At 55.3% G+C, this 12,524-nt stretch carries 12 protein-coding genes; 8 read left to right on the top strand and 4 right to left on the bottom strand.

Going from position 1 to position 12,524, the window contains the following annotated elements; all coding sequences use genetic code 11:
- The first annotated feature begins 221 nt into the window (after window positions 1-221).
- From pepA to Q3V30_RS02840, 4 genes are all read left to right on the top strand, one after another.
- Window positions 222-1,733, top strand: coding sequence for a leucyl aminopeptidase (gene pepA, locus Q3V30_RS02855; protein ID WP_306210282.1), 1,512 nt, complete (start codon window positions 222-224; stop codon window positions 1,731-1,733).
- A gap of 5 nt (window positions 1,734-1,738) precedes the next feature.
- Entirely contained in the window at window positions 1,739-2,194 is a 456-nt protein-coding gene (locus tag Q3V30_RS02850; RefSeq protein ID WP_306210280.1) for a DNA polymerase III subunit chi, read from the top strand.
- A 5-nt stretch (window positions 2,195-2,199) separates the two neighbouring features.
- On the top strand, window positions 2,200-5,055 hold the full coding sequence (locus Q3V30_RS02845; RefSeq protein WP_306210278.1) for a valine--tRNA ligase: 2,856 nt from the start codon (window positions 2,200-2,202) through the stop codon (window positions 5,053-5,055).
- Window positions 5,056-5,209: 154 nt separating this feature from the next.
- Window positions 5,210-5,713: a GNAT family N-acetyltransferase gene (locus tag Q3V30_RS02840; RefSeq protein ID WP_306210276.1), complete on the top strand. Its 504-nt coding sequence runs from the start codon at window positions 5,210-5,212 to the stop codon at window positions 5,711-5,713.
- Here Q3V30_RS02840 and Q3V30_RS02835 read toward each other — a convergent pair.
- From Q3V30_RS02835 to rraB, 4 genes are all read right to left on the bottom strand, one after another.
- Window positions 5,708-6,493 (bottom strand): histidine phosphatase family protein, encoded by a 786-nt coding sequence (locus Q3V30_RS02835; RefSeq protein ID WP_306210275.1) that lies wholly within the window; start codon window positions 6,491-6,493, stop codon window positions 5,708-5,710. The genes Q3V30_RS02840 and Q3V30_RS02835 overlap by 6 nt on opposite strands.
- A gap of 12 nt (window positions 6,494-6,505) precedes the next feature.
- Complete coding sequence (locus Q3V30_RS02830; protein WP_306210273.1) at window positions 6,506-7,840, bottom strand: OprD family porin; 1,335 nt, start codon at window positions 7,838-7,840, stop codon at window positions 6,506-6,508.
- Window positions 7,841-8,252: 412 nt separating this feature from the next.
- The gene (gene miaE / locus Q3V30_RS02825; RefSeq protein ID WP_306210271.1) at window positions 8,253-9,011 is read right to left on the bottom strand and encodes a tRNA isopentenyl-2-thiomethyl-A-37 hydroxylase MiaE; all 759 of its coding nucleotides are present in this window, start codon (window positions 9,009-9,011) and stop codon (window positions 8,253-8,255) included.
- A 121-nt stretch (window positions 9,012-9,132) separates the two neighbouring features.
- Complete coding sequence (gene rraB / locus Q3V30_RS02820; RefSeq protein WP_306210269.1) at window positions 9,133-9,552, bottom strand: ribonuclease E inhibitor RraB; 420 nt, start codon at window positions 9,550-9,552, stop codon at window positions 9,133-9,135.
- A gap of 159 nt (window positions 9,553-9,711) precedes the next feature.
- On the opposite strand from rraB, the gene argF reads away from it, so the two are divergent.
- From argF to pyrI, 4 genes are all read left to right on the top strand, one after another.
- Complete coding sequence (argF, locus tag Q3V30_RS02815) at window positions 9,712-10,719, top strand: ornithine carbamoyltransferase (RefSeq protein WP_306210268.1); 1,008 nt, start codon at window positions 9,712-9,714, stop codon at window positions 10,717-10,719.
- Between the two features lie 80 nt (window positions 10,720-10,799).
- On the top strand, window positions 10,800-10,997 hold the full coding sequence (locus Q3V30_RS02810; protein ID WP_306210266.1) for a hypothetical protein: 198 nt from the start codon (window positions 10,800-10,802) through the stop codon (window positions 10,995-10,997).
- Window positions 10,998-11,008: 11 nt separating this feature from the next.
- On the top strand, window positions 11,009-11,944 hold the full coding sequence (gene pyrB, locus Q3V30_RS02805; RefSeq protein ID WP_306210264.1) for an aspartate carbamoyltransferase: 936 nt from the start codon (window positions 11,009-11,011) through the stop codon (window positions 11,942-11,944).
- Between the two features lie 12 nt (window positions 11,945-11,956).
- On the top strand, window positions 11,957-12,421 hold the full coding sequence (gene pyrI / locus Q3V30_RS02800) for an aspartate carbamoyltransferase regulatory subunit (RefSeq protein ID WP_306210262.1): 465 nt from the start codon (window positions 11,957-11,959) through the stop codon (window positions 12,419-12,421).
- Window positions 12,422-12,524: the final 103 nt, after the last annotated feature.

Here is a 12,524-nt window from a genome sequence, read left to right as displayed (position 1 = left end):
TTTCATCGCTTATACGCCATTTTTTCTCATCAATGGCCTCCGTCATAGCTAAAATAGTATGACAACAATCGCGTTCTGGTGATGCAAAAAAAAACGTATTATCACCAAAACTCATTCAGACGCCCGATACCCCAGTGGCGTAATGCCTGGCACCGAGCTTGACGAAAGCGCTACATTCTAGCCGCAGCAAGCGCCGTTGTCTTTAAGATTCAGGAGAGTGCATGGAGTTCAGTGTAAAAAGCGGTAGCCCGGAAAAGCAGCGCAGTGCCTGTATCGTGGTCGGCGTGTTTGAACCGCGCAGGCTGTCACCGATTGCTGAACAGCTGGATAAAATCAGCGATGGCTACATCAGCGCCCTGCTCCGCCGTGGCGAACTGGAAGGCAAAGTCGGCCAGACCTTGCTGCTGCATCACGTGCCCAATATCCTCTCTGAGCGCATTCTGCTGATTGGCTGCGGCAAAGAGCGCGAGCTTGATGAGCGTCAGTACAAGCAGGTGATCCAGAAAACCATCAACACGCTGAACGATACCGGTTCAATGGAAGCGGTCTGCTTCCTGACCGAGCTGCACGTTAAAGGCCGCAACACTTACTGGAAAGTACGCCAGGCAGTAGAGACCTCTAAAGAGACGCTGTACAGCTTCGATCAGTTGAAAAGCAACAAAACCGAGCCGCGCCGTCCGCTGCGTAAAATGGTCTTTAACGTGCCTACCCGCCGTGAACTCACCAGCGGCGAACGCGCCATTCAGCACGGCCTGGCCGTGGCTGCCGGCGTTAAAGCCGCGAAAGATCTCGGCAATATGCCACCAAACATCTGTAACGCCGCCTACCTGGCTTCCCAGGCGCGTCAGCTGGCGGATGCCTACAGCAAAAACATCACCACTCGCGTCATTGGCGAGCAACAGATGAAAGAGCTGGGCATGAACGCCTATCTGGCCGTAGGCCAGGGCTCGCAGAACGAGTCGCTGATGTCGGTTATTGAATATAAAGGCAGCCCTGACGCAGAGAGCAAGCCCATCGTGCTGGTGGGTAAAGGCGTCACCTTCGACTCCGGCGGCATCTCCCTCAAGCCGGGCGAAGCGATGGATGAGATGAAGTACGACATGTGCGGCGCGGCGTCGGTCTATGGCGTGATGCGTATGGTGGCCGAGCTGAATCTGCCGCTGAACGTAGTCGGCGTGCTGGCAGGCTGTGAAAACATGCCTGGCGGCCGGGCTTACCGTCCGGGCGACGTGCTGACCACCATGTCCGGTCAGACCGTGGAAGTGCTGAATACCGATGCGGAAGGTCGTCTGGTGCTGTGCGACGCGCTGACCTACGTGGAGCGTTTCGATCCGGATGTGGTGATTGATGTCGCGACCCTGACCGGTGCCTGCGTGATTGCGCTGGGACACCACGTCAGCGGTCTGCTGTCGAACCACAACCCGCTGGCGCATGAGCTGATTGGCGCCTCTGAACAGGCGGGTGACCGCGCCTGGCGTCTGCCGATGGCGGATGAGTATCAGGAGCAGCTCGACTCCTATTTTGCCGATATGGCGAACATTGGCGGCCGTCCTGGCGGCGCGATCACCGCTGCCTGCTTCCTGGCGCGTTTTGCCCGTAAATATAACTGGGCGCATCTGGACATCGCGGGTACGGCCTGGCGCTCCGGCAAAGCCAAAGGGGCCACCGGCCGTCCTGTGGCGTTGCTCTCCCAGTTCCTGCTGAACCGCGCTGGCCTTAACGGCGACGATTAAAACTGATGAAAACCGCAACCTTCTATCTGCTGGAAACCGATACCCCGGTTGACGGGATCAGCGCCCTTGAGGCGCTGGTCTGCGATATAGCAGAGGCGCGCTGGCGCGAGGGAAAACGCGTGTTGGTAGCCTGCGAGGATGAAGCGCAGGCTGTCCGGCTGGACGAAGCGCTCTGGCAGCGTCCGGCGAACGCCTTTGTGCCGCACAATCTGGCGGGCGAAGGGCCGAAGTATGGCGCACCGGTTGAGCTGGCGTGGCCACAGCGTCGCGGAAACGCCCCGCGTGACCTGCTGATCAGCCTGCTGCCGCAGTTTGCAGATTTTGCCACCGCTTTCTATGAAGTGGTAGACTTCGTTCCTTACGAAGAATCATTGAAACAGCTGGCGCGCGACCGCTACAAAGCGTATCGCAGCGTTGGATTCCACTTGAATACGGCACCGCCCCCCGTGCCTAAGACATAGCAGAAATGGAAAAGACATATAACCCGCAAGAGATCGAACAGCCGCTTTACGAGCACTGGGAACAGCAGGGCTACTTCAAACCTAATGGCGATACCAGCCAGGAAAGCTACTGCATCATGATCCCGCCGCCGAACGTGACCGGCAGCTTGCATATGGGTCACGCCTTCCAGCAAACGATCATGGATACGCTGATCCGCTACCAGCGCATGCAGGGTAAAAATACTCTGTGGCAGGCAGGTACCGACCATGCGGGGATCGCCACGCAGATGGTGGTGGAGCGTAAAATCGCCGCTGAAGAGGGCAAAACGCGTAAGGACTACGGTCGTGAAGCGTTTATCGACAAAATCTGGGAATGGAAAGCAGAGTCTGGCGGCACCATCACCCGCCAGATGCGCCGCCTGGGCAACTCCGTGGACTGGGAGCGTGAGCGCTTCACCATGGATGATGGCCTCTCTCATGCGGTAAAAGAGGTGTTTGTGCGCCTCTACAAAGAAGATCTGATCTACCGTGGCAAACGCCTGGTTAACTGGGATCCGAAACTGCGCACCGCTATTTCCGACCTGGAAGTGGAAAACCGCGAGTCGAAAGGCTCAATGTGGCATATCCGCTATCCGCTGGCTGACGGCGCAAAAACCGCTGACGGCAAAGATTATCTCGTAGTAGCCACCACCCGCCCGGAAACGGTGCTGGGCGATACCGGCGTGGCCGTGAACCCGGAAGATCCGCGTTATAAAGATCTGATCGGCAAGTTTGTGGTGCTGCCGTTTGTGGATCGCCGCATTCCGATCGTGGGCGACGAGCACGCGGACATGGAGAAAGGCACCGGCTGCGTGAAAATCACCCCGGCGCACGACTTCAACGACTACGAAGTGGGCCGCCGCCACAAGCTGCCGATGATCAACATCCTGACCTTTGATGGCGATATTCGCGATCTGGCGCAGGTCTATGACTGCAACGGTGAAGAGTCGGACGTTTACGACGCCGCCATCCCGGCTGAATTCCAGAATCTGGAACGTTTCGCCGCGCGTAAAGCGATTGTTGCCGCTGTGGATGCGCTTGGCCTGCTGGACGAAGTGAAGCCACACGACCTGACCGTGCCTTACGGCGATCGTGGCGGCGTGGTTATCGAGCCGATGCTGACCGACCAGTGGTACGTGCGTACCGCGCCGCTGGCAAAAGTGGCGGTGGAAGCCGTTGAGCAGGGCGAGATTCAGTTCGTGCCTAAGCAGTATGAAAACATGTACTTCTCCTGGATGCGCGATATTCAGGACTGGTGTATCTCCCGTCAGCTCTGGTGGGGTCACCGCATCCCGGCCTGGTATGATGCGGAAGGCAACGTCTATGTAGGCCGCACCGAAGAAGAAGTGCGTGAAGAGAACAATCTGGCCGCCGACGTGGCGCTGAGCCAGGATGAAGATGTGCTGGATACCTGGTTCTCTTCCGGCCTGTGGACCTTCTCCACGCTGGGCTGGCCTGAGAACACCGAGGCGCTGCGCACCTTCCACCCTACCAGCGTGATGGTCAGCGGCTTCGACATCATCTTCTTCTGGATCGCCCGCATGATCATGCTGACCATGCACTTCATCAAGGATGAAGATGGCAAGCCTCAGGTCCCGTTCAAAAAGGTCTATATGACCGGCCTGATCCGTGACGATGAAGGGCAGAAGATGTCGAAGTCGAAAGGCAACGTCATCGATCCGCTGGATATGGTTGACGGCATTTCGCTGGAAGATCTGCTGGCTAAGCGTACCGGCAACATGATGCAGCCGCAGCTGGCCGACAAGATCCGCAAGCGCACCGAGAAGCAGTTCCCGAACGGCATTGAGCCGCACGGCACCGATGCCCTGCGCTTCACCCTGGCGGCGCTCGCCTCTACCGGCCGCGACATCAACTGGGACATGAAGCGCCTGGAAGGCTACCGTAACTTCTGTAACAAGCTCTGGAACGCCAGCCGCTTTGTGCTGATGAACACCGAAGAGCAGGATTGCGGCTTCAACGGCGGTGAGCTGGAGCTGTCGCTGGCGGACCGCTGGATCCTGGCTGAATTCAATCAGACAGTGAAAGCCTACCGCGAAGCGCTGGATACCTTCCGCTTCGATATTGCGGCCGGCATCCTGTATGAGTTCACCTGGAACCAGTTCTGCGACTGGTATCTGGAGCTGGCCAAGCCGGTAATGAATGGCGGAACGGAAGCGCAGCTGCGCGGCACCCGCCATACGCTGGTTGAGGTGCTGGAATCTCTGCTGCGCCTGGCGCACCCGATTATTCCATTTATCACTGAAACCATCTGGCAACGGGTGAAAGTGCTGAAGAACATCAGCGACGACACCATCATGCTGCAGCCGATGCCCGCTTTCGACACCGCTAAGGTGGATGAAGCGGCGCTGAGCGATACCGAGTGGCTGAAGCAGGCTATCGTTGCCGTGCGTAATATCCGTGCGGAGATGAACCTCTCCCCTTCCAAACCGCTGGATGTGCTGCTGCGCGGTGCCAGTGCTGATGTGGTTCGTCGCGTGAGCGATAACCACAGCTTCCTGAAAACGCTGGCGCGTCTGGAGAGCATCACCTGTCTGACCGCTGATGAGAAAGCACCGGTTTCGGTGACCAAAATCATCGACGGCGCAGAGCTGCTGATCCCGATGGCGGATCTGGTCGACAAAGAGGCTGAGCTGGAGCGTCTGGCGAAGGAAGTCACCAAGCTGGAAGTGGAAATCGGCAAGATCGAAAGCAAGCTCTCCAATGAAGGCTTTGTCTCCCGCGCGCCAGAGGCGGTGGTAGCCAAAGAGCGCGAGCGTATGACCGAGTTCGGTCAGGCGAAAGCGAAACTGATTGAACAGCAGGCGGTGATCAAAGCGCTGTAAGCAGTAAGCGCCCTGCACCAGGCCCGGCTGAGAGCTTCTCACCGGGCCTTTTTTATTGCCGGGCTACAATAATTGCTGGCCTGAGCAGGTGAAGATTGCATCACCCCGCTTAATATTATTACACTGCGTTCATGCAGACTAACACGGCACCGCTATGACTATTTTCACCAATACTTCGCTTCGGATTCGCCCGATGCAACACGCTGATAACCCGCATATTGCCCGCGTGATCCGCGACGTTTCCGCCGAATTTGGCCTTACCGCCGATAAAGGCTTTACCGTCGCCGATCCCAACCTTGACCATCTGTTTGAGCTTTACAGCGAGCCGGACAGCGCCTACTGGGTGATTGAGCTGGAAGGGAAGATTGTGGGTGGCGGTGGCGTTGCGCCGCTGCACGGCAGTGAAGAAGGGGTGTGCGAGCTGCAGAAGATGTACTTTATGCCCGCGGTGCGCGGCATGGGGCTGGCGCGCGAACTGGCAATGCAGGCGATGGATTTTGCCCGCGAACGCGGTTTCCAGCGCTGCTATCTCGAAACAACCGCATCGCTGACCCGCGCCATTCGCCTGTATGAGCATCTTGGCTTTGAGCATATCGACGGCCCGATGGGCAACACCGGACACGTCGACTGCGAAGTGACAATGCTGCGTAAGCTATGAACCGTTCTGCACGTAGCTCAGGTCATCAATCGACTCAATAACAAACTTTCCTGCATCAGTGTAGCGAATTTTAGTGACGCCGGCATTGCTCAGGCCATGATTAACCGACGTCTCTCCCAGCTCTTTCAGCAGCACCATAATTGCTAACCCGTGGCTAACCACCAGCACATTGCCGCCGCCCTGACGTTGCGCCTGCTGCGCAATGTCAGTAATAGTTCTGGTCAGACGGGTAGCCGCCTGCCGGTAGCTTTCGGCAGCGCCGGTAGATTTGATGCCTTTTAATGCCTCCGTTCCCTGAGCTTCCGCGCTTTTTATCGCGTCAATCATTTGATCAAGGTCGATTTTACGGTCGGAGAAAGCGGTCATCAGCGCCGCCTGTGACGGATAACCCACCTGTTTCGCTGCCGCGCCCCACATGTTTTCGTCCAAGTCCCCCTCAAATAAGCCAAAGTTGATTTCCCTCAGCCCCCTGCTCTCCTGCAGTGGCAACGGCTTTTTCCAACCCTGCATCACCAGCTGCGCGGTTTCCCTCGCTCTGCCAGCATCACTGGACCAGGCCGCAATAAATTTCACTGACTGCACTCCCCGGCCTAACTTTTGTGCTCCTTCCACGCCTTCAGAGGTTAACGGCGTATCTGCCCAACCCTGCGCGCGGTGTACGGTGTTGAACATGGTTTTGCCGTGCCGCGTCAGATAAAGGTAAACATCTGCAGCCAGGCACTCTGTCACGCTGAACATCGTAAGCAGCATAATTATCAGCACTTTTATTTTTGCGTTCATATAGCCATCCTGTTAGTTGAATAAGCCAAACTTATAATTAATTGCGATTTCCGCCGATAAACTGGGCGAGCGGACAGGTTTCCCCTGGTCATTAAACAGCGGTGTTTCCCTGTTATTTTTATAAGAAACCCCGTAACCGAAGAGGGTAAAAACAGAGAGATTCTTTAATGCACGAGTTGAAGGATTCCAGCTATTAACCAGCGCTACTTCACCACTGCGCACGGTTTGGTTTTTATAAGAAAACTGGCCATAGTTAAGCTGTATTCCGCTGACCAAATCGCGGATAAATTGATATTCCGTCAGAGAAACTAACGCCAGCTCCTTATCTCTCATATAATCTTTTCCCGCGGAAGTTAATGCATTGAAACGCCCCCGGGTATTTTTGGTTAATGGCCGGGCATAGTAACCCACACCATTTCTCCTGGGGGCTGATGTCCAGGCCAGCACCATCCGTTGTTTCCAGCCGTTATTCTGCCACTGGGCCTGGCCCACGTAATGCCAGGCATGACGATCGAACTCTCTTTTACTGGCGGGCATTGAAGTGTATTTATCCAACCCCTCGCTGCCATAGACCTGGGAAGAGAGATGCCACGCCGGCGCTATTTGCCAGGCGGCTTCCAGCCGATGACGCCGCAGATAATTATCCGCCTCGCCCCAGGAATAGGAGAAGAGGTTATCCGGCTGCCGGTAAGTCACCCCAGCGGTATAAATCGCACGGATATTTTTCTTATCGTTGGTCTCTAAATGCAGGCTTTGCGGAGAATCAAACCGGATAGCTTTGGTAACGTAAGCCGCATCCAGACTCAGCTTCTGCCAGTTAAAGGTGCTGCTATAACCCAGGTAGCTGTTACGGGACAGGCGGTTAGCGGTAGTTAACACGCCGAAATTTGTTAATGCCTGCCAGCCTGCCTTCGCTTTGATCCCTGTCGAGTCGTTACCCAACTTCAGCTTGAGATAACGCTGACCGAATTTGCTGAAGCCGTGGGCGTTCTCTTTATCCATCCCCTCACCGTGATTGTAGAGCAGGCCGCGCGTCACAAAATAATCGCTGGCGCCGAGCTTTATCGCCCTGTTCCAGGTGGCATCCACGCCCACCACATCCCACAGATAGCCGGAAAGATAATCAAACTGGATAGCCTGCCCCCAGGCATTGTGAACCGTTTTCGGTTGTGCTTCGTTCTCTTTGAGGTATTTCCACTGGTTCCTCAGCGTCATATTCAGCTGGGTCTGGGTAAAAAAATTGCTGTCTGTAAGCGAAACAGTGGCATCAGGTTTCTGGACAGCCTGCCCCGGCAGAGAATAAAAACAAGGCGAAATCGCCAGTATAAAAACAATCCTGTTTTTCATTGTTCTCTCCTTGTTAAATAACTCCTTAATTATTTTTACAACGGATTTTTATTTTACCTTTCGCATTAACACTGCGGATTGCACGAAAAAAAAACCTGATTCCCGAAGCTTATTCAGCTTAACTTCGTGAATCAGGTTTTGCCCGAGGTAACAATCCTGATGTGCTGCCAGAAATATACACAACACTTACTAAATAAAAAAAGTTAATTATAAGTTTTGTGATCTGTTACGCAAATAAAAAACAGAGAAAAATAATAGCCATCCGACTCATGACCTTATAAATTTACTGCTTTTAATAACAGGAAACTTTAATTATTTTTGCTGCTTTTATATCTACTAACTTTTATTGATTTTGACAATTAAGTTAAACGCTAAGCGTCAGGTTTAAATTAAACAGCAGCGTTTTCATCTGTTAAGCCGGTATGCCGCTGTGAAATCTCAGCTGGCTGTCTGGCTCCTGGATCAGCTTAGCTTCCGTCTCGCCAATTTTTCTGACGCGTTCGCTGATATCCGCTTTTGCTACCTGCTCTGCGAGAGCCAGATAATCCTGATAGTGTCTGGCCTCTGAACGCAGCAGCGAAACGTAGAAGTCCGCCAGCTCCCGATCCAGATGCGGCGCCAGGTTGGCAAACCGTTCGCAGGAGCGCGCTTCGATGTAGGCGCCACAGATCAGTTTATCCACCAGCGTTTGCGGTTCGTGAGTGGTGACTTCACGCAGCAGCCCTTTGGCATAGCGGCTGGCGGTGATTTTTCTGTAGGGAATGCCGCGCGCCTGCATGATCTCCAGCACCTGATAAAAGTGGTGCAGCTCCTCTTTAATCAGCAGCACCATCTTGTCCACCAGCATATCGCCGTACTTTACGTCGGCACGGCTGATCACCGCCTTCGATAACCCTTTCTGTTGCTCCAGAAAGGTCAGATCGTTGTTCTGCAGGTGAATAAATTCTTCCCACGGCTTCAGCCAGGCCAGCAGCGCTTCGCTGCTCTCTTTGTCTGCCACGTAACGGCGGATCAGCCACATGGCGGTCTGGGCTGCCTTGAGTTCGCAGACAAGATGGTCGGTCAGCAGCAGCGGCAGGTTCTCAGGCTTGCGGGCTTCATCTGTCCATGCCTGCGGCGTGCGGCAGTGCAGGAAAGCGTGAATGGGGGCAAGGAGTGGTTCGGTATTCATGAAGAGCGTCCGGAAAATAGATAAGGGCGAAGCGGCGTTCACCCTTTGAGTCTTGCGGAGCGCGAACGGGCCTCCTGATAATAAGCAGGCCGGGCGCAGCGCCGGGCCTGGTCAGACGCAATCAGTGGCGGATGCCGTTATCTTCTTCGTCGATGATGTCGCCATCTTCCTCTTCATCCTGCGCGTCAGGATCTTCAAAATAGGTGCCCCAGCCGTCGTAATCGACGTTGAACTTACCGGCCAGATCCACCAGCTGCTCAACCTGAGCATCGATCAGCTCGGCATTCAGCGCACCTTCGCTGAGAATATCGCAGCACATCACTTTGCTACCATCTTCCAGCTCCAGCTCTTCCGGCTCGGTCACTTCATAACCCATTTTGAACGCTTCCACCGCCGCCTTTTCCAGCGCGTCGAAGCTGTCGCAGGAGAGGTGGTGTTCAATGGTGTAGAGGGCATCCGGGTCGCTGCCATCATCTAACAGCTCTTCAATAATCAGCCGCGTCTCTTCACGCTGCTCTTCCAGCAAGGCTTCGTTTGCCATGATCCGTTCCTCAGTATGTGGCATCTCTTGATAGTATTTTCCCACAGTGCCGTTCCCGCCACTACCTTTAAACAAAAGTTTCTGCACGGCGGGGTTGAAAATGCATATTCATACGGTTAGATTGAATTTTAATTCAATAATTGTCACCTGGAGTGCTTTATGAGTCACTTATATCAACGCCATTTTCTCAGGCTGCTGGATTTCACGCCCGCAGAGCTGACCAATCTGCTGGCGCTGGCGTCCACGCTTAAAATGGATAAGAAAAATGGCGAAGAAATTCAGCACCTGAAAGGCAAAAATATCGCGCTCATCTTCGAAAAAGACTCGACCCGTACCCGATGCTCTTTCGAAGTTGCCGCTTACGATCAGGGCGCTAACGTCACTTACCTCGGCCCGAGCGGCAGCCAGATTGGCCACAAAGAGTCGATGAAAGATACCGCCCGCGTGCTGGGCCGGATGTATGACGGCATTCAGTATCGCGGTCACGGCCAGGCGCTGGTGGAGGCGCTGGCTGAACATGCGGGCGTGCCGGTATGGAACGGCCTCACTAACGAGTTTCACCCTACGCAGCTGCTGGCTGATCTGCTCACTATGGAAGAGCATCTGCCGGAAAAAGCGTTCAGCCAGATGACCTTTGCCTACGTGGGCGACGCGCGTAACAACATGGGCAACACCATGATGGAAGCGGCAGCGCTGGTCGGCCTCGATCTGCGTCTGGTAGCGCCGAAAGGGTGCTGGCCGGAAGAGGAGCTGGTGGCGGAGTGCCGCGCAGCCGCAGAGAAAACCGGCGGGAAAATCACCCTGACGGAAGAGATTGCGGAAGGCGTGCACGGCGCGGACTTCATCTACACCGACGTCTGGGTCTCAATGGGCGAGCCGAAAGAGGTGTGGAAAGAGCGCATTGCCCTGCTGCGTCCCTATCAGGTCAACAGCGCGATGCTGGCATTAACCGGTAACCCGAAGGTGAAGTTCCTGCACTGTCTGCCTGCCTTCCATGACGACCAGACCACGCTGGGCCGGCAGATGGCTGAAGAGTACGATCTGCACGGCGGCATGGAAGTCACCAATGAAGTCTTTGAATCCCCGCACAGCGTGGTGTTCGACCAGGCGGAAAACCGCCTGCATACTATTAAAGCGGTAATGGTCGCGACGCTCACCAGGCTCTGATCGGCCGCTCAAAGCCGCGGATTTTTGCTTGCCGCCGCAAACTGAACGCGTATAATCGCCACCGTTTGCCGGGAGGATGCATGAAACTGAGTACCGTTCACATTGCTGGAGTTACCAGCCTGTCCGCAGGCGGGCAGCGCCGTTTCTTCTTCCCTGGCACCGCCGATCATCAAAAAACGCCCCTCGTTGAGGGGCTTTTTTTTGCCCATTTTTCAGCTCGCAGCGTTGGCATGCCGACAGCTTTCAGGCCAGAGCCGGCCCTGAAGGCGGAAGGTTAAGAGGAGAGATCATGGCTAATCCCCTGTTTCAAAAACATATCATTTCAATCAATGACCTTAACCGGGAAGAGCTGGAGCTGGTGCTGCACACTGCCGCCAGCCTCAAGGCGACTCCTCAGCCGGAACTGCTGAAGCACATCGTGGTGGCGAGCTGCTTCTTTGAAGCCTCCACGCGTACCCGCCTCTCTTTTGAAACGGCGATGCACCGCCTGGGCGCTTCCGTCGTGGGATTTGCAGACGGCAGCAACACCTCGCTCGGTAAAAAGGGCGAAACGCTGGCCGATACTATTTCCGTGATTGGCACCTACGTGGACGCCATCGTTATGCGTCATCCGCAGGAAGGCGCGGCGCGGCTGGCGACTGAGTTCTCCAACGGCATCCCCATTCTGAACGCCGGAGATGGTGCCAACCAGCACCCGACCCAGACGCTGCTCGATCTGTTTACCATTCAGGAGACCCAGGGCCGTCTGAGCAACCTTAACGTGGCGATGGTTGGGGATCTGAAATATGGCCGTACCGTGCACTCCCTGACCCAGGCGCTGGCGAAATTTGACGGCAACCGCTTCTTCTTTATCGCCCCGGACGCGCTGGCGATGCCCGCCTACATCACCGACGTGCTGGATGAGAAAGGCATTATCTGGAGCCGCCACGACAGCATTGAAGAGGTGGTGCCGCAGGTTGATATTCTCTATATGACCCGCGTCCAGAAAGAGCGTCTCGATCCCTCGGAATACGCCAACGTGAAGGCGCAGTTTGTGCTGCGCGCGGCCGATCTGGCTGGCGCCCGTGACAACATGAAGGTACTGCATCCGCTGCCGCGCATCGACGAGATCGCTACTGATGTGGATAAAACGCCGTACGCCTGGTACTTCCAGCAGGCCGGAAACGGCATCTACGCACGCCAGGCGCTGCTTGCGCTGGTCCTGAACAGCGAACCGGTTCTGTAAGAGGTAAACATCATGACGCAAGATAACAAACTGCAGGTCGAAGCGATCAAACGCGGCACGGTCATCGACCACATTCCGGCACAGATTGGCTTTAAGCTGCTGTCGCTGTTCCGCCTGACAGAAACCGATCAGCGCATCACCATCGGTCTGAATCTGCCTTCCGGCGAGATGGGCCGTAAGGATCTGATTAAGATCGAGAACACTTTTCTTACCGACGATCAGATCAACCAGCTGGCGGTCTATGCGCCCCATGCCACCGTTAACCGCATCGATAATTATGAAGTGGTCGGCAAAATTGCCCCGGCGCTGCCGGAACGTATCGAACAGGTGCTGACCTGCCCTAACAGCAACTGCATCAGCCGCAGCGAGCCGGTTAACTCCAGCTTTGCGGTGAAAAAGCGTGAAGAAGACGTGCGTCTGACCTGCAAATATTGTGAAAAATCCTTTGCTCACCACGTGGTGCTGGCGAACTGGTAATCAGTCTTCAGCGGCCTATAATGGGCCGCATTTGTGGCCTCCTGTCCTGACTCAGGCAGGATGCCAGCGATATCCGGGTGGTACAGCGGGAGACGCTTCTCCC

This window comes from Erwinia pyri, assembly GCF_030758455.1.
In the GTDB taxonomy this organism is placed as follows: domain Bacteria; phylum Pseudomonadota; class Gammaproteobacteria; order Enterobacterales; family Enterobacteriaceae; genus Erwinia; species Erwinia pyri.
The sequence above is the reverse complement of the archived record's forward strand: the minus strand, read 5'-3'. Positions and strand labels throughout refer to the sequence as shown.